This is a genomic window from Halomonas denitrificans (genome assembly GCF_003056305.1).
Classification (GTDB): domain Bacteria; phylum Pseudomonadota; class Gammaproteobacteria; order Pseudomonadales; family Halomonadaceae; genus Halomonas; species Halomonas denitrificans.
Map to the genome: position 1 here is coordinate 252725 of NZ_PYVX01000002.1, position 16619 is coordinate 269343.

Sequence of the window (16619 nt, forward strand, 5' to 3'; positions counted from 1 at the left end):
GTTCTCGAGGAACCGCTCCATGCCTGTCTGGTCACCGCTGCGCCTGGCAGGGCTCGTCCTGGTCGGACTGCTGGCGGGCTGTGCCGCCGGCCCCGAGGGGCGACCGGCGCTGGCCGACCTTGACTCGCCAGACGCCCGCTGCCTGGCGCGGCTGGCCGCCTTCGATGCGGCGGTGGCCGAGGCCGGGGTGACCGACGCCGGGGCGGCGCGTGTGGCGGGCTTTCCCTATCTGCGCACCGACCGGCTGCTCGCCAGCTTCGCGGACGACCTCGATACCCCCGCGGCCTTCGCCGACTGGGTGACCCGGATGCGCGCGCTGGACGCCGAGGCCCGCGCCATCGAGGCGGCCAATCTGCCGGCGTCCCGGCGCGACGCGCTATCGTCGTCTCTCAACGCGTCACCGGCTGCCGCCGTCGAGGCCTGCGCCACGCGCCTGATGCACCGCGAGCTGCTGGCCGAGGAGGGCACGGGACCTGCCCGCGAGCGGCTGCGCTCGGCGATCGTGGCGCCCGACCACTACCAGACCTGGCGACGGGTGCTGGGACTCTATCCCCTGACTCGCCTCGGCTTGGCCATCGGCTACAACCGCTGGAAGGCGGGCCACCTGGACACCTTCGCAGTCCCCTTCTCGGCGCTGCCGGTCGAGGCTCCCCTGGTCCGCTATGCGCCGTCCGCCGGGCGGCCTCGTGAGGCCACCGTCGCCGCCCGCTGGCTGCGCGAGGCGCCACGCAGCCCGCTGGGCTTCGTCGAGCTCGATCGCGAGGCGCTGCTGCGCCTGGCGGCGCACCATGCCCCGGTGTTTCTCGTCGAGACCCGGGGACACGACGACCGCTTTGGCGCGCCCTACTGGTTTGCCGGCCCCGAGGGCCCCCTGCCGCTCGTGGATACCAGCCGTCCCGTGGCCGACGTGCGACTGAGCCATACCCGCTTCGAGGGCGATCTGTTGCCGCAACTGGTCTACACCCTGTGGTTCCCGGCGCGTACCCGGCAGGGCGCGTGGGACCTGCTCGGCGGTCGCCTCGATGGCCTGGTGTGGCGAGTCACCCTCGACGCGCGGGGCCGACCGCTGATCCACGACAGCATCCACCCCTGCGGCTGCTACCACCTCTTCTTTCCCGTGCCGCCCCTCCGGCGCGTCGCGGTGGCCGCGGACGCGGACCTTCGCGAGGCGCCGCTGACGCCGCTCGCCGCACCCCGCCTGGCGGCGGGAGAGCGGCTCGCGGTGCGCGTCGCCGCCGTCAGCCACTACGTGGAGCACCTCGGCGTGGCGGCCCCCCGGCGCGAGGTGGCCGAGACCCGCCGCTACGCCCTCGAGGCGGTGTCGACGCCGCCCGATTATGGTCGGCGCTCACTGGCGCTGCCCGGTGGCGGACGGCGCAGCCTCTATGGTCCTGAGGGTCTGGTGTCGCATACTGGGCGACTGGAGCGCTTCCTGCTGTGGCCATCGGGCATCCTGAGCCCCGGCGCCATGCGCCAGTGGGGGACCCATGCCACCGTTTTCGTGGGCCGGCGCCATTTCGACGACCCGCGGCTGTTCGAGGCGGCCTTCGAGCGGCCGGCCTCGTCCTTCGCCGCGACGCGCGACCCTGCTGCACCCGACGACCACCCCCGGGGAGAGTCCCCGACACTGCAAGAGGAGACCCGACCATGAGTGATACGCCCGTGGATCCGCGCCGCCGCCATTCCGCCAAGGTGGTGGACGGCGTCGGCAAGTCCGCCAGCCGCGCCATGCTCCGGGCGGTGGGCTTCACCGACGAGGACTTTGCCAAGCCCCAGGTGGGCATCGCCTCGACCTGGAGCAACCTCACCCCCTGCAACAGCCACATCGACGAGCTGGCCCGCCGCGCCAGCGACGGCGCCGACGAAGCCGGCGGCAAGGGGGTGATCTTCAACACCATCACCATCTCCGACGGCATCGCCAATGGCACCGAGGGCATGAAGTACTCGCTGGTGTCCCGGGAGGTGATCGCCGACTCCATCGAGACGGTGGCCGGCTGCGAGGGCTTCGACGGCCTGGTGGCCATCGGCGGCTGCGACAAGAACATGCCGGGCTGCCTGATGGGGCTGGCGCGGCTCGACCGCCCCAGCGTCTTCGTCTACGGCGGCACCATCCAGCCGGGCGAGGGCCACACCGACATCGTCTCGGTGTTCGAGGCCATGGGCGCCCACTCCCGCGGCGACATGGATCTGATCGAGGTGAAGCAGATCGAGGAGACGGCGATTCCCGGCCCCGGCTCCTGCGGCGGCATGTACACTGCCAACACCATGGCCTCGGCCATCGAGGCACTGGGCATGAGCCTGCCCGGCAGCTCGGCCCAGAACGCGGTCTCCCAGGCGAAGCGCGAGGACTGCGAGGCGGCCGGCGCGGCGGTGCTCGAGCTGCTCGCGCGGGACATCAAGCCCTCGGACATCATGACCCGTCAGGCCTTCGAGAACGCCATCACCGTGGTGATCGCCCTGGGCGGCTCCACCAACGCCGTGCTGCACCTGATCGGCATGGCCAGCACCATCGGCGTCGAGCTCTCGCTTTCCGACTTCACCACCATCGGTAAGCGCGTGCCGGTGGTCGCCGACCTGCGCCCCAGCGGCCACTACATGATGAGCGAGCTGGTGGAGATCGGCGGCATCCAGCCGCTGATGAAGACCCTGCTCGAAGCAGGCCTCTTGCACGGCGACTGCCTGACCGTGACCGGCCGGACGCTGGCCGAGAACCTGGCCGAGGTCGCCCCCTATCCCGACGACCAGCAGATCATCGCCCCGCTCGACCGGCCCGTGAAGGCCGAGAGCCACCTGCGCATCCTGCATGGCAACCTGGCGCCGGAAGGGGCGGTCGCCAAGATCACCGGCAAGGAGGGCACGCGCTTCTCCGGCTCCGCCCGGGTGTTCGGCTCCGAGGAGGAGGCCCAGGCGCGCATCAACGACGGCACCGTGGTGGCCGGCGACGTGGTGGTGATCCGCTACGAGGGCCCGAGGGGCGGGCCCGGCATGCGCGAGATGCTGACCCCCACTTCGGCGATCATGGGGCGCGGGCTCGGCAGCGAGGTGGCGTTGATCACCGACGGGCGCTTCTCCGGCGGCAGCCACGGCTTCGTGGTCGGCCACGTGACGCCCGAGGCGATCGACGGCGGCCCCCTGGCGCTGGTGGAGGACGGCGACACCATCACCATCGACGCCGAGGCCGACACCATCGACGTCGCGCTCACCGTCGAGGAGCTCGAACGGCGCCGCGCCGCCTGGCGGGCGCCGGAACCGCGCTATACCCGCGGGGTGCTGGCCAAGTACGCCCGCACGGTGAGCTCGGCCTCCACCGGCGCGGTCACTGACCTGCCGAGCTGAGCCGGCCCGCGCCATGAGTGACGCCCTGGGCGTGCACTCCGAGACCGGCATCCTGCGGCAGGTGATCGTCTGCCGCCCGGGGCTGGCCCACCGGCGGCTGACGCCCGCCAACTGCCGGGCGCTGCTGTTCGACGACGTCTTCTGGGTCAAGCAGGCCCAGCGCGATCACGACGTCTTCGTCGAGGTGATGCAGGGTCGCGGCGTGGAGGTGCTCGAGGTCCACGACCTGCTCGCCGAGACCCTCGCCATCGAGGCGGCGCGCGCCTGGCTGCTGGACCATCGGATCACCCGCGACCACGTCGGGGTGGGGATGATGGCGGACCTGCGCGCCTGGCTGGACGCCCTGCCGGGCGCGGACCTCGCCGAGACCCTGATCGGCGGGCTGGAGGTGGCCGACCTGCCCTTCGCGCCGACGGGGCTCTTCGGCGCCCACCTGGGGCCGCTCGGCTTCGTGCTGCCGCCCCTGCCCAACCTGCTGTTCACCCGGGACAGCAGCGCCTGGATCCACGACGGCGTCACCCTCAACCCGATGCGCTGGCGCGCCCGCCGCCCGGAGACCCTGGTGATGGCGGCCATCTATGCCTTCCACCCCCGGTTCGCCGGCCGGGTGAGGGTGGCGTGGGGCGACCCGCTGGTCGATCACGGCCTCGCCACCCTGGAGGGCGGCGATCTGATGCCGCTGGGCCACGGCACCCTGCTGGTGGGCATGGGCGAGCGCTCCTCGCCCCAGGCCATCGGCCAGCTGGCCGAGGCGCTGTTCGCAAGGGCCCGCCAGGGGAGCGGCCAGGTGCACCGGGTGATCGCCTGCCAGCTTCCCCGGCGCCGCGCGGCCATGCACCTGGACACGGTGTTCACCCTCTGCGGGGGCAACGTGGCGACCGCTTTCCGGGAGGTCGCCAACGCGGTGACCTGCTTCGACCTGCGCCCCGGCGAGGGCGGCAGGCCGCTCGCGTTCCGGCGCGACCCGCGCCACCTGTTCGCGGTGGTCGCGGAGGCCCTTGGCTATCCGGCGCTGACGGTGGTGCCCACCGGTGGCGATACCCCGGAAGAGCGTGCGCGCGAGCAGTGGAGCGATGGCAACAACGTGCTGGCGCTGAGCCCCGGCGTCGTCGTCGGCTACGACCGCAACGACGACACCAACGCGGCGCTCGAGGCGGCGGGCATCGAGGTGCTGGCGATCCCCGGCGCCGAGCTGGGGCGCGGCCGCGGCGGCGGGCGCTGCATGAGCTGCCCGACCCGCCGAGATCCGCCCTGACGGGCCCGCGGGCGAGTCGGAGGCGTCGCGGGACTCACCGCGCGCAGGTGCGAAAGCCGGCCAGGATGTCGCTACGTTCCGGGGTGAAGAAGTTGCGGTAGGCGGTATGGATCAGCCGCGAACGGGTGGCCCAGGCGCCGCCGCGCAGCACGTAGCGCCCCTCCTGGAACCAGGGCGCCGAGTAGTCGCGGTAGAGCTCGGGCGCGAAGCCCGGGAAGGGGGCGAAGGGCGAGGCCGTCCACTCCCAGACGTTGCCCACCAGCTGGCGACAGCCGAAGGCGCTGTCGCCCGCGGGCAGCGCCGCCACGTCCACCGGGCCCAGGCGCCAGCCGTCGAGGTTGGCCCGCTCGGCCTGTGGTGGCGCCTCGCCCCAGGGGAAGCGGCGCTTGCCGGGAGCGAGCGAGGCACCATCCGCGCTGGGTGCGCGGCTCGCGGCCACCTCCCACTCCGCCTCGCTCGGCAGGCGGCGCCCGGCCCAGCGACACCAGGCCTCGGCCTCGTGCCAGCTGACATGCACCACCGGCTGGTGGGGGGCCAGCGGCTGCCAGCGGTCGAAGCGGCGCGTCTCCCAGCGGCCCTGGGCGTCACGGCGCCAGTAGGCCGGCGCCTGGCGCCCCTCGGCCTCGCGCCACCGCCAGCCGGCCTCGCTCCACCAGTCGCGCCGCGCGTAGCCGCCATCGTCGACGAAGGCGGCGAACTCGGCGTTGGTGACCGGCGCCCGGGAGATCGAGAAGGGCGCCACCTCGACCTCCATGGGCGGCTTCTCGTTGTCGAAGCGGAAGGGCAGGGTCGCATCAGAGCCCAGCCGATGGCGCCCGCCGGGAACGGCGACGTCGCCCGGCAGGGGGCCGCGTCCGGCCTCGCCGGGAGCCTGGTCCGACGGCGGCGTGCCGAGGTCCGGGGCCGGGTCGCCCAGCGTCTGGCGGGTGTAGAGGAAGGCCTCGCCGTGCATGTCCTCGTGCAGGGTGGTGAGCTGGTAGACGTAGCTCTGGGCGGCGCTCGCCTCCCCCTCGGGAAGGCGCGCAAGCATCTCCGCCTGCACTCGGGAGAGGTAGTCCAGGGTCTCGTCCCGGCTGGGCAGCGGTAGCGCCCAACGCTCGTCATGGGCGATGCTGCCGGAGTCGAACAGCCGCTCGGCGCCGGGGAGCCGGTAGTCGGGCAGCCCAAAGAGGCCGCGCAGCGCGAAGTGGTCGTGGAAGAAACCGAGGTGGCCGAGTTCCCACAGCGGCGGGTTGACGATCGCCAGCCGTGGGCCGAGCTCGCGGCGCTCGAGGGTATCGCGCATCAGCGCCAGGCTGCGCGAGCGGGCATCGATGAGCATCCCCGCCAGCGCGTCGGCGGGGCGAGGGGGCGTCGGCGGGGTGGCGATCATGGGGAGCTCCTCGTGACGGGGCGGCAACGGATGAGGCGCAGCAACGGATGACGGGGCGAGCGATGCCAGACGAGACAGGGAAGGGGGAACAGTGTTGAAGGTAGCCCTGATCACCCCGGCGGGTCGAGGCTCCCACGCCGGCAACCGCGCCACGGCGACCCGCTGGGCGGCCCGACTGCGCGAGCTGGGCTGCCGCGTGCGAATCACTGGCCCCGAGGAGGCCCCGGCGGGCTGGCGCGTCGACGGCCAGGCACCCGATCTCGTGATGGCGCTGCACGCCTGGCGCAGCCACGGGGCCATCCTCGCCGGCCGCCGGGCCTTTCCGGCGGCCGCCCTGGCCGTGGTGCTGACCGGCACCGACGTCTACCGCTTCCAGCACAGCCACCCCGAGGCGTTTGGCGAGAGCCTCGCGGCGGCGGACGTGCTGGTCGGCCTGCACGACGCCCTCGCCGAGGATCTGCCCGCGGCCGTGTGGCCGCGCCTGCACGTCGTGCACCAGTCGGCGCTGCCCCTGCCGCCCGCCGCCCCGCGGCCGGGCCGGCGGCACTTCGCTGTGCTGGTGGCAGGCCACCTGCGCGAGGAGAAGGACCCGCTGCGCGCGGCGCTTGCGGTGCGCGAGCTGCCGGCGGCGTCGCGGCTGCGGGTCGTCCAGCTCGGCGGTGCCGTGGAGGAGCGCTGGGCCCAGGCGGCCTTTGAGGAGATGGCCAGGAACCCGCGCTATCGCTGGCTCGGCGACCTGCCGCGCTGGCGGGTGCGCCAGTGGATGGGGCGCGCCCGGCTGATGGTGATCAGCTCACGCATGGAGGGTGGGGCCAACGTGGTCAGCGAGGCCTGCGTGGCGGGCCTGCCGGTGCTGGCCTCTGATATCCCGGGCAACCGCGGCCTGCTGGGTAGCGACTACCCCGGCTATTTCCCGGTCGCCGATACCGCGTCGCTTCGCGGCCTGCTGCGTCGCGCCGAGGCACAGCCGGCCTTCGTCGACGACCTGCGCCGACGGGTGGCGGCCCAGGCGGCGCGGTTCACGCCCGAGGCCGAGCGCGAGGCGCTGGCGCGGGTGATCGCCGCCTGCGGCCTGTCACTCTGACGCCTCGAGGCGCTCGACGTCACGATCGTCCGTCGGGCGCGCCCTCGTGGCGGGCCGTCGAGGCGCGTTCTTCCCGCGTCGCCGTTTTGACGGGAGCGCTGATACATACCAGGCAGGCGAGGATCAGCGCGATGCCGCTCCAGCCCAGCGCGGGTAGGCGTTCGCCGACGATGACCACCGCCAGTCCCGCTGCCACCACCGGTTCGAAGAGTGTGATCGTCGTGGCGGTGCTGGCGGGAATGCGGGCCAGACCGTGCCCGAAGCAGAGATAGCCCAGGAACATCGGGACCAGGGCCATGTAGAGCCCGACCGCGGCATTGCCCCATGAGGCCAGCAGCGGCGCACCGGTTACCAGCAGCACCGGCATCAGCAGCAGGCCGCCGATCCCGAAGGTGGCGCCCATGGCGGCTCGGGGCGCACTGCCACCTTGCATCAGGCGACGCGCCGTCCACGAATAGAGGGCATAGCTGAGCCCGGCCAGCAGGCCCAACAGCACGCCGGGGACGACGCTCGAACCGGCCCCGGTCGGCCCATGGCCGCTCCCCTCGGCCAGGCACAGCAGCAGCATGCCGGCGAGTCCCAGGCCGGCGCCGGTCATCCAGCGCCTGGTGAGTCGCAGCCCATCCAGGCGAGATTCGATCAGCGCCGCGAGCAGCGGCGCCGAGCCGATGGAGACCACCGTGCCGATGGTGACGCCGGCCTGGCGCATGGAGGCATAGAACGCCAGCGGATAGATCGCCACGGCGACGGCCCCCAGCAGCAGGCAGCGCCACCGCGCTCGCAGCGGGCCGGCATGGCGGCGGATTCGCCCGGCAGAGAGGGCGGCCTGCATCAGGCCGCCGCCCCCCATGGCCACGGCACCGATCGCCACGGCGCTGACGTCGGGAGCGAAGGTCGCCGCGGTGCCGGTGGTGCCCCAGAGCGTGGCGGCAATGAGGACCGTCGCGATGCCCAGCAGACGTTCCCGGGCCGCCGGAGTCATGACGTCTCCAGCATGGTGGTCGTGAGCGTGATGGGCGCCAGTGCCTCGCCGGCGGGGGTGATGCGGCCGACGATCGCGGCCTGGGCGTAGCCGAGGGCGTGCAGGGCCGCGAGGCAGCTCTCGGCGCGCTCGGCGGGCACCCCGGCGAGCAGCCCCCCGGCGGTCTGGGGATCGAAGAGCAGCGGGTAGCGGGGGTGCTCGACCCAGGCGGGCTGGTCGCGGATGGCCCGGCGCAGGCGCACGTTGGCGGGCTGCAGGGAGCTCAGGATGCCGGCGGCGACGGTCTCCTCGGCGCCCTCGAGTAGCGGCAGGGCCGCCAGGTCGAGTTCGGCGTCCACCCCCGAGGGGCGGGTCATCTCCACCAGGTGGCCGAGCAGGCCGAAGCCGGTGAGGTCGGTGCAGGCGTTGGCGCCGTGCTCGTGCAGGCAGGCCGCCGCCTCGCGGTTGGACTGCACCATGCTCGCAAGCGCCGCATCGATCCAGCGCCCCCGGGCGGCGAGCCGCGCGTGGGCGGCGAACAGCGTGCCGGTGCCTATGGGCTTAGTGAGGATCAACACCTGGCCGGGGTGGAGGCCGCCCTTGGTCATCAGCGCCGTGCCGCCTCGGCCGTCCTCGTCGGCACTGCCGCTGTCGATCAGGCCGTTGACGGCGAAGCCCAGGGCCAGCTCGCTGCCCTCGCCGGTGTGCCCGCCCACCAGGGCGCAGCCGGCGGCGTTGAGCACCTCCACCGCACCGCTCATCATCTGGAAGACGGTGTCCTCGACCTTGGCCTCGAGCCCCTGGGGCACCGTGGCCACGGCGGTGGCGGTCTGCGCCTCGGCGCCCATGGCGAAGATGTCGCCCAGGGCGTGGTTGGCGGCGATCCGGCCGAACACGTAGGGGTCGTCTATGAAGGCGCGGAAGAAGTCCACGGTGTGCACCATGTCCTTGCCCGGCGGCACCCGCACCACGGCGGCGTCGTCCGGGGCGTGCAGGCCGATCAGGACCTCCTCGCGCGCCACCGGCTCAAGCGTCGAGAGCGCCCGGGAGAGGGTGGTGGCCCCCACCTTGGCGCCGCAGCCGCCGCAGCGCATGGCGAACGCCGAGATCGCCTGGGCGCTCTCCTCCTCGTCGAGCGCCACCCGGCTCGCGGCCGGCGCCTTCATGGCGCCTTCTGTCATCGGCGGCAGGTCGTTGAAGCGGGCCATGAAGCGCCGGTCGATCCAGTCCTTCCAGCGCCAGGCCCAGTCGCCGGCGAGGTAGAGCCCGCCCCGGGAGGCCACGGCGTGGCGGTCGCCGGTGCTGATCAGCGCCAGCCAGCGGCGCTGGGGGCGGTAGGGCGAGAGCGGCCGGCCGAGGACGGCAGCGCGCAGGTTGTCGGCCAGCGGGCGGCCCTGGCGCACGGCGAAGACGCCGGCCTTCTCCCGGGGGTGATCGACCTGGTGGGCGATGTCGCCGGCGGCGAAGATCCGCGGGTCCGAGCGCGACTGCAGGGTCTCGCCGACCTCGATGAAGCCGTCGTCGTCGAGCGCAAGCCGGGTCTCCTTGAGCCAGTCGGCGCCGCCGGCGTTGGTCACCCAGACGATCTCGTCGGCGGGGTGCCAGGTACCGTCGCTCGCCTGCAGCCGGCCCGGCTCGACGGCGACCACCTCGGTGCCGGTTTGCACCGCGACGCCCCGGCGGCGCAGCGTGGCCTCGAAGTGGGCGCGCACCCGGGCGTTGTGGGTCGGCAGGATGCGCTCGCCGCGGGTGAAGAGCGCGAAGTGAAGCTCCCCCGGGTCGCGCCCCCGGGCGGCCAGCTCGCGCCCCAGCCGGTACTGCATGGCGAGCAGCAGCTCGACCCCGCCGGCCCCGCCGCCGACCACCGCCACCCGGGTGGTGCCGGGGTGCGCCTCGAGGCGCGCGAGCAGCGAAAGCCAGCGGTTGTTGAAGCGGTGGATCGGCTTGACCGGCACGGCGTGGGCGTCGGCGCCGCTGACCGTACCGACGCGGGGCGTCGAGCCGATGTTGATCGACAGCCAGTCGTAGGGCACCGGAGGGCGCGAGCGGCAGAGCACCCGGCGCTCGTCGTGGTCGATGCCGACGGCCTCGTCGGCGAAGAAGCGCGCCCCGGCGTACTCCGCCAGCCGGCGCAGGTCGATGTGCACGTCATCGTAGCCGTAGTGGCCGGCGACGTAGCCCGGCAGCATGCCCGAGTAGGGGGTGTGGGTGTCGCGGCAGATCAAGGTGAGCCGCACGCCCGGTTCCGGCTTCATGGCGAAGCGCTTCAGCACGCCGACGTGGGTGTGGCCGCCGCCGACCAGCACGATATCGCGTAGCGTCGGTGACCCCGGGGACTGCTGCAGTTGCTGCATGAGGGGGCTCGCTCTAGATTGGTGAGAGGGTTGCGCGTGGGGAGCAGGGCTCGCGCCGCCGCCCAGTCTAGCCGGATTCCGGCGACGGAATCTTCCCGGCGTCGCCGCCCGCCGTTCGCGAGGGACCCCGATGGCCATCGCCGTGCACGTCCACGATCAGCATGTCGAGCGCGCGCCGGACGCCTTCCGTGACGACGTCATCGAAGGCCTTCGCGCCTCGCCCAAGGCGCTCTCGCCCAAGCACTTCTACGACGCGCGGGGCTCGCGGCTCTTCGAGGCCATCTGCGCCCAGCCCGAGTATTACCTGACCCGCACCGAGGAGGGCATCCTCGCCGCGGCCGCCGACGAGATCGCCGCGCTGGTGGGCCCCGACGCCCTGCTGGTCGAGCTCGGCAGCGGCGCCAGCCGCAAGGTGCGGCGGCTGCTCGAGGCGCTGCGTCCGAGCCGCTACCTCGGCGTCGACATCTCCCGGGACTTCCTGCTGAAGAGCACGCGCCGCCTGGCGGCCGACTATCCCTGGCTCGAGGTGCACGCCGCCTGGGGCGACTACTCGGCCGGCGTGCGCCTGCCCTCGGGCCTCGCGGGGCGCCGGGCGGTGGCCTTCTTCCCCGGCTCGAGCATCGGCAACTTCTCGCCGGCCGAGGCCGAGGCCTTCCTCGCCCGGCTGCGCCGGGCGCTGCCCCCGGGCAGCGGGGTGCTGATCGGCGTCGATCTCGTCAAGTCCCGCGACCGGCTGGAGGCGGCCTACAACGACGCCGCCGGGGTCACCGCGGCCTTCAACCTCAACCTGCTCGAGCGCATGCGTCGCGAGCTCGGCGCCGAGGTGAGGGTGGAGGCCTTCGGCCACCGCGCCATCTTCAACGAGGCGGCCTCGCGCATCGAGATGCACCTGGTCAGCCGGGAGCGCCAGGCCATCGTGCTCGACGGGTGCCGCTTCGCCTTCGCGGAAGGCGAGACGCTGCACACCGAGAACTCCTGCAAGTACCGCCTCGAGGCGTTCCAGGCGCTGGCCGCCCGGGCCGGCTACCGCTCCTGCGCCGTCTGGCTCGATGAGCAGGCGCTGTTCAGCGTGCACTATCTGCTGGATCACTGAGCCCGATCCTCACCGACGCTGCATGAAAAACGCCCCGCCGGGTAGGCGGGGCGCTTTCGCGTGGGTGTCGGCGGCCGCTCAGGCCTCGACGCGGGTGACCCGGACCGGCAGCCCCTGGCGCACGGCGGCGCCGCTGATGGGCTCCAGCCAGGTGCCGGCCACCCGGCGGGTCGGGTCCTCGAAGCCCAGGTCGTTGATGTTGATGCCGGCGCGCAGCCACTCGAGGTCTGGCTGGGACTCGCCGTCGATCACGTGTGGCGTGGCGCCGAGATCGCGGTGGCCGTAGCCGTGCTCGATGGCCAGCGCCCCCGGCGCGACCCCCTCGCCGACCAGCGCCAGCGCGGTCACGCTGCCGCCGGGGCTTTCGATGCGAATCACGTCGCCGTGAGCGATGCCGAAGCGCTCGGCGTCCTCACGATGCAGCATCACCGGGTTGTAGGGCTTGATCATGCGCAGCCGCTCGAGGCCGATGGCGTAGGAGTTCATCAGGTTCGACTTGAACGAGAACGCCAGTAGCGGCCAGGCCTCCTCGGTGAACACTTCGCGCATCGCCCGCCCGTCGGCCAGGGACGGCAGGCCGTGGCAGGGCACGCCGCGGTTGGGCACGCCGGTCTGGGTGTTGATGCTGGTGCCGACCCGCTCGTTGTAGACGCACAGGGTACGCGTCCAGGCGCTGGTGAGGTTCTCGCCCTTGAAGTGATCCGAGAAGTCCTCGAAGCGCCCGCCGCGGGCGTAGAGGTAGGCCACCGGGCCATGCTCCTCGGGCGGCAGGGTGCGCACGAGCTTGGGTATCAGCGGCGCCAGGCCGGCGTGGTCGATGTCGCTCTGTTCGGCGGCCGGCAGCGGCTCGCCCTGGAAGGCGACGTTGGCCGCGGCGCGCAGGAAGAAGTCCTCGGCGCGATTCAGCGGGTGCAGGGTGCCGTCGGCGGCGGGGATGGCCCCCTCGCCGAAGCCGGGCAGGCCCAGGCGCTTGGCCACGGCGATGAAGAAGCTCTCCATGGAGACCGGCTCGCCCTCGTCGGTCTTCTCCTGGCGCGGCTCCACCACCGGCCAGCAGGCGGTGGTCATCTTGCCCAGGGTGCCGCGCCAGGCGCCGGTGAAGCCCCACACCTCGTACATCACCGAGTCCGGCACGATGTAGTCGGCGTAGCGGTTGGTCTCGTTGATGAAGCCGTCGACCGCCACGTAGAGTCCCAGGCGCCTGGGGTCCTTGAGCTTGTCGGCGATCAGCCCCTCGAGGCCGGCCTGGCCGTAGATGGGGTTGGCCATGCAGCCGATCACCGCCTTGATGGGGTAGGGGTAGCCGTCCAGGGCCGAGGGCAGGTGCTCGGTGAGCGCGGGCGGCGCCAGCGAGCGCCACGGCGCCCGGGCCGGGTAGGGAGCCTCGCCGGCGGCGACCTTGCGCCGGTACTCGGAGGACTTCTCGTAGGGGAAGCGCGAGCGGGAGAGGAAGAGGCCCTGGGGGCCGCGCTTGCCGGGGAAGTTGGCCAGGTCGTAGCGCGGGCCGGACCCGACGCCGTTGAACTGGCCGCCGCCCGGGGCGCTGCCGCCCTTGCGGTTGTGGTTGCCGGCCAGCAGGTTGAGCATCTGCACCGCGAAGGCGGCGTAGAAGCCGTTGCCGGACATCATGCCGCCGTGGCAGTTGACCACCGCGCGGCGGCCGTGGCGGGCGTAGCGCTCGGCCAGCGCGACGATGGTCGCCTCGGGGATGCCGCAGTGGGCGGCGTAGTCGGCGAGGCTGTGCTCGTGGGCCGCCTCGCGCAGCAGGGTCAGGCTGCTCTTGATCCGCACCCGCTCGCCGCTGCCGTCCTGGGCGGCGCCGAGCTCCACCTCGCGGTCGACGAAGAGCTCGGCGGCCATCACCGACTCGGCGTCGACGAGCTCGCCATCGGCGATCACCAGCGGGGCGTCGTCGTCCGCGCCCGGCTCGGCGCGGCCCAGGTCGCTGGCGCGCAGGAATCGGCCGCGGCGCGGGTGGCCTTCGCTTTCGATCACCAGGTGGGTGGCGTTGGAGTGGGTGGCCTCGCCGGCGGCATCGGCGGCGGCCTGGCCGGGCATCTCGAGGAAGTCGGCGGCGTAGCCCTGGTGGTCGAGCAGCCACTGGATCAGCGCCATGGCGAAGGCGCTGTCGGTGCCGGGACGGATCGGCACCCAGCGGTTGTGGTCGGCGGCGTGGGAGGTCGAGGCGTTGAGCGCCGGATCGACCACCACGTACTCCAGGGTGCCGGCGGCGCGCGCCTGGGCGATCAGCCGGCCCTGGCGCTTGAAGGGGTTGCCGGCCTGGCTGGGGGCGCAGCCGATGTACATGATGAAGCGCGCGTTCTGGATGTCCGGCTTGACGTGGACGAACTTCTTCATGTCGTTCATCACCGCGCCGGAGCCCATGCGGAAGGCGAGCCCGCAGTAGGAGCCGTGATGGCCGTAGTTGCGGGTGCCGAAGGCGTTGAAGGCGAAGCGCTTGAGGATCGCGGAGCGGCCGTAGTCGGTGGCCTCCATCACCATCAGCTGGTTGGCCCGGGGGCCGTACTCGGGATTCGCCGGGTCGATCGGGGTCTCGACGTCGTGGATGGCGCGCAGGCCGTCGACGTGGCCCTCGCCGAACAGGTCGCCGCCCTCGCAGATCTCTTCGATCACCTGCTCGAAGGGCACCTTCTGCCACTCCCGGCTGCCCCGCTCGCCGACCCGCTTCAGGCAGTGGGTGACCCGGAAGGGGCTGTCGATCTGGCTCATCATGGCGTTGCCGCGGGCGCAGGCGGTGGAGCGGTTCTGCTGGCCGTGGTCGCCGAAGGCGCTGAGGCCGCGCAGGGCTTCCGCCACCGGGGTGCGCATCGGCAGGTGCTCGTCGGCGGAGAGCGGATGGTAGGGGTTGCCGGCGACGCGCAGCACCCGGTCGCTGTCGTTGTCGACGCGCACCCGCACGCCGCACTTGGTGGTGCAGCCGTAGCAGACGGTGAAGGCCAGGCGCTGGTCGGGGTTGAGGGTCAGCTCGCCGCTGGCCGGGTCGACGCGGTACTCCGGCGCCAGGGAGTTGCCGTGGATCGGGTGGTCGGGCGTCTCGCCGGCGCTGCCGGTGAGGCCCTTGCCCATCTTGAGCAGCGGGTCGGCGTAGCCGGCGGCGAAGGTGGCGGCGCCGCCGGCGGCTGCGGCGCCCTTGAGGAAGCGACGGCGTGACGGATCTGCGGACGACTTAGCCATGATGGGACGCTCCTTCGGGGGCATGTTCTTGAGAGGAGTCGGAAGAGGACTCGCGCACGGACTCGCGGGGGACATCGGCGGCGCTGCCGCCCTGGCGGGCCTGGCGCCACGGCACGAAGAGCTCGATCAGCATGATGGCGGCGAGCCACAGGCCGAAGGTGCCGACGATGCCGAGCACGCCGGAGGAGCCGGCGGGGATGCCGTAGTGGTGGAAGCCGGCGCTGTGGCGAGCCACGGTCTGCACGTCCATCAGCACCACCCAGCGGAACATCCAGCCGACGTGCAGGGCGACCAGGCCCAGCAGCCAGGCCCAGGCGTAGAGCGCCGGGCGCCGGGCGGCGGGGCGGGTGAGCAGGTAGAGCACGGCGCCGAACAGCAGGGCGCCGGTGAGCGCGCCCCACTGGGCGGTGCGCCGCCACTCGGGGCTACCGCGCACCGACTCCAGGGCCGCGGCCACCGAGCCGACGTGGGCGTTGATGCCGTCGAGGAACCAGCTGCCGGCGATCAGGCCCGCCGCCAGGCAGGCGACCAGCATCACCTTGAGCAGCTGGCCGACCACGCTGGCGTCGCGCAGGCCGCTGGCGCGGTTGAGCACCAGCAGCAGGCCCGCCGCGGCGATGAAGCCGGTGGCCACGAACATCGGCGGCAGCCAGACGGTGTGCCACAGCGGGCGGGCCTTGACGATGGCCACCTCGGCGCCGGTGTAGAGCATGATGCCGGTGGAAAGGGCGAGGGCGATGACGCCCACTAGCACCGGCAGCGCCCGCGGAGTGGGCGACGTGCCGAGCGATGCCCAGCGGGCGACGAGGCCCGACAGGCCGGGTGCCTGGCGCCGGGCCTGCAGCGCCGGGCGCCAGGCCAGCCAGGTCAGCACGATCACGGCGACCACGTAGAGCGGCAGGAGCAGGCTGCCCACCGACATCCAGGAGTGGCCATTGGCGTAGGCGTAGAAGTGCCAGAAGCGCAGCGGCTGGTGCAGGTCGGCGAGCAGCGCCACCGGGGCCACCAGGGTGGTGGTCAGGCAGGCCAGCAGCGCCAGGCGCGCGGTGGGCAGCCAGGCGGACCGGCCGGCCACCAGCGCCGGGGCGGCCAGCCACAGGCTGGCGTAGGAGAGGGCGATCATGAAGAAGTACTGCACCGCCCAGGGGTACCAGGCGATGTCGTAGCGCGGGGCGAGCAGCTCAATGGCCGAATTCATAGCCCATCTCCTTGCCGTGGGGGTCGAGGACGTCCAGGGCCACCGGTTTGGCCTCGGGACGGGTGACGAAGCGCTCGTCCATGCCGAGGTAGAAGACCTGGGGGAGGGTGTTCTTCTCGGGCTGCAGCACCATCAGCTCATCGCGATACTCCTCGATCATGCGGCTGATCTGGCTGTCCGGGTCGCGCATGTCGCCGATGATCCGCGCGCCGCCCACGCAGCTCTCCACGCAGGCCGGCAGCAGGCCGGCTTCCAGGCGGTGGGCGCAGAAGGTGCACTTGTCGGCGGTCTGGGTGCGCGCGTTGATGAAGCGGGCGTCGTAGGGGCAGGCGTTGACGCAGTAGGCGCAGCCCACGCAGCGGTCGCTGTCCACCACCACGATGCCGTCCTGGCGCTGGTAGGTTGCCTCCACCGGGCAGACCGGCACGCAGGCCGGATTCTCGCAGTGGTTGCAGAGCCTCGGCAGCATGAAGGTGGCGACCTCGCCGCTCTCCTGGTGCGCCACCTCGTACTGGGAGACGGTGGTGCGAAAGCTGCCCAGCGGCGCGGCGTTCTCGATGTGGCACGACACCGTGCAGGCCTGGCAGCCGATGCACTGGCGCAGGTCGATGAGCATGCCGTAGCGCTTGCTGGGATCGCCTTCACGGCGGGGCGGCTGCTGGTTGATGCCGGCGCGGGCGACGCTTGTGAGCGGCACCATCGCGGCACCCGCGCTGAGGCGGGCCAGCTGGCCGAGAAGGGAGCGGCGAATGGGGTCCATGGCGCCTCCGG

The 16619-nt window shown here is 72.8% G+C and carries 11 protein-coding genes; 5 read left to right on the forward strand and 6 right to left on the reverse strand.

Annotated features, from left to right (window positions below; translation table 11 throughout):
• Positions 1 to 19 precede the first annotated feature (19 nt).
• From C9F13_RS07295 to C9F13_RS07305, 3 genes are read left to right on the forward strand one after another with little or no spacing between them, the layout of a single operon-like run.
• Positions 20 to 1651, forward strand: coding sequence for a hypothetical protein (locus tag C9F13_RS07295; protein ID WP_108445578.1), 1632 nt, complete (start codon positions 20 to 22; stop codon positions 1649 to 1651).
• Positions 1648 to 3336: a dihydroxy-acid dehydratase gene (gene ilvD, locus C9F13_RS07300; RefSeq protein ID WP_108445579.1), complete on the forward strand. Its 1689-nt coding sequence runs from the start codon at positions 1648 to 1650 to the stop codon at positions 3334 to 3336. Before C9F13_RS07295 ends, ilvD begins: the two co-directional genes overlap by 4 nt.
• A 13-nt stretch (positions 3337 to 3349) precedes the next feature.
• Complete coding sequence (locus C9F13_RS07305) at positions 3350 to 4591, forward strand: arginine deiminase (protein WP_108445580.1); 1242 nt, start codon at positions 3350 to 3352, stop codon at positions 4589 to 4591.
• Between the two features lie 34 nt (positions 4592 to 4625).
• Here C9F13_RS07305 and senA read toward each other — a convergent pair whose 3' ends face one another.
• On the reverse strand, positions 4626 to 5963 hold the full coding sequence (senA, locus tag C9F13_RS07310; protein ID WP_108445581.1) for a selenoneine synthase SenA: 1338 nt from the start codon (positions 5961 to 5963) through the stop codon (positions 4626 to 4628).
• Positions 5964 to 6057: 94 nt separating this feature from the next.
• Here senA and senB point away from each other — a divergent pair, with 94 nt between their 5' ends.
• A complete protein-coding gene (gene senB, locus C9F13_RS07315) occupies positions 6058 to 7047 on the forward strand; it encodes a selenoneine biosynthesis selenosugar synthase SenB (RefSeq protein WP_108445582.1) in 990 nt (329 codons plus the stop codon).
• 19 nt (positions 7048 to 7066) lie between these two features.
• Here the strand turns inward: senB and C9F13_RS07320 are convergent, their stop codons facing one another.
• Both C9F13_RS07320 and selD read right to left on the reverse strand, forming a co-directional pair.
• Complete coding sequence (locus C9F13_RS07320) at positions 7067 to 8029, reverse strand: DMT family transporter (protein ID WP_108445583.1); 963 nt, start codon at positions 8027 to 8029, stop codon at positions 7067 to 7069.
• Positions 8026 to 10362: a selenide, water dikinase SelD gene (gene selD / locus C9F13_RS07325; protein WP_108445584.1), complete on the reverse strand. Its 2337-nt coding sequence runs from the start codon at positions 10360 to 10362 to the stop codon at positions 8026 to 8028. The genes C9F13_RS07320 and selD overlap by 4 nt, the downstream gene beginning before the upstream one ends.
• Positions 10363 to 10492: 130 nt before the next feature.
• On the opposite strand from selD, the gene egtD reads away from it, so the two are divergent.
• Positions 10493 to 11455, forward strand: a complete 963-nt coding sequence (egtD, locus tag C9F13_RS07330; protein ID WP_108445585.1) for an L-histidine N(alpha)-methyltransferase — start codon at positions 10493 to 10495, stop codon at positions 11453 to 11455.
• Between the two features lie 78 nt (positions 11456 to 11533).
• On the opposite strand, the gene C9F13_RS07335 is transcribed toward egtD, so the two are convergent.
• The 3 genes from C9F13_RS07335 to dsrO are packed head-to-tail and all read right to left on the reverse strand — an operon-like array spanning position 11534 to position 16608.
• A complete protein-coding gene (locus C9F13_RS07335) occupies positions 11534 to 14650 on the reverse strand; it encodes a molybdopterin dinucleotide binding domain-containing protein (RefSeq protein WP_108445586.1) in 3117 nt (1038 codons plus the stop codon).
• Positions 14643 to 15848: an NrfD/PsrC family molybdoenzyme membrane anchor subunit gene (gene nrfD / locus C9F13_RS07340; RefSeq protein ID WP_108445587.1), complete on the reverse strand. Its 1206-nt coding sequence runs from the start codon at positions 15846 to 15848 to the stop codon at positions 14643 to 14645. The genes C9F13_RS07335 and nrfD overlap by 8 nt, the downstream gene beginning before the upstream one ends.
• Positions 15832 to 16608: a sulfate reduction electron transfer complex DsrMKJOP subunit DsrO gene (gene dsrO, locus C9F13_RS07345; RefSeq protein ID WP_108445588.1), complete on the reverse strand. Its 777-nt coding sequence runs from the start codon at positions 16606 to 16608 to the stop codon at positions 15832 to 15834. The genes nrfD and dsrO overlap by 17 nt, the downstream gene beginning before the upstream one ends.
• Positions 16609 to 16619: the final 11 nt, after the last annotated feature.

Excerpts from the sequence above, each read along its gene's own strand:
- selD (WP_108445584.1), bottom strand. The coding sequence starts at position 10,362 with ATGCAGCAACTGCAGCAGTCCCCGGGGTCACCGACGCTACGCGATATC.
- ilvD (WP_108445579.1), top strand. The coding sequence starts at position 1,648 with ATGAGTGATACGCCCGTGGATCCGCGCCGCCGCCATTCCGCCAAGGTG.
- nrfD (WP_108445587.1), bottom strand. The coding sequence starts at position 15,848 with ATGAATTCGGCCATTGAGCTGCTCGCCCCGCGCTACGACATCGCCTGG.
- C9F13_RS07295 (WP_108445578.1), top strand. The coding sequence starts at position 20 with ATGCCTGTCTGGTCACCGCTGCGCCTGGCAGGGCTCGTCCTGGTCGGA.
- egtD (WP_108445585.1), top strand. The coding sequence starts at position 10,493 with ATGGCCATCGCCGTGCACGTCCACGATCAGCATGTCGAGCGCGCGCCG.
- C9F13_RS07335 (WP_108445586.1), bottom strand. The coding sequence starts at position 14,650 with ATGGCTAAGTCGTCCGCAGATCCGTCACGCCGTCGCTTCCTCAAGGGC.
- dsrO (WP_108445588.1), bottom strand. The coding sequence starts at position 16,608 with ATGGACCCCATTCGCCGCTCCCTTCTCGGCCAGCTGGCCCGCCTCAGC.
- senA (WP_108445581.1), bottom strand. The coding sequence starts at position 5,963 with ATGATCGCCACCCCGCCGACGCCCCCTCGCCCCGCCGACGCGCTGGCG.
- C9F13_RS07320 (WP_108445583.1), bottom strand. The coding sequence starts at position 8,029 with ATGACTCCGGCGGCCCGGGAACGTCTGCTGGGCATCGCGACGGTCCTC.
- C9F13_RS07305 (WP_108445580.1), top strand. The coding sequence starts at position 3,350 with ATGAGTGACGCCCTGGGCGTGCACTCCGAGACCGGCATCCTGCGGCAG.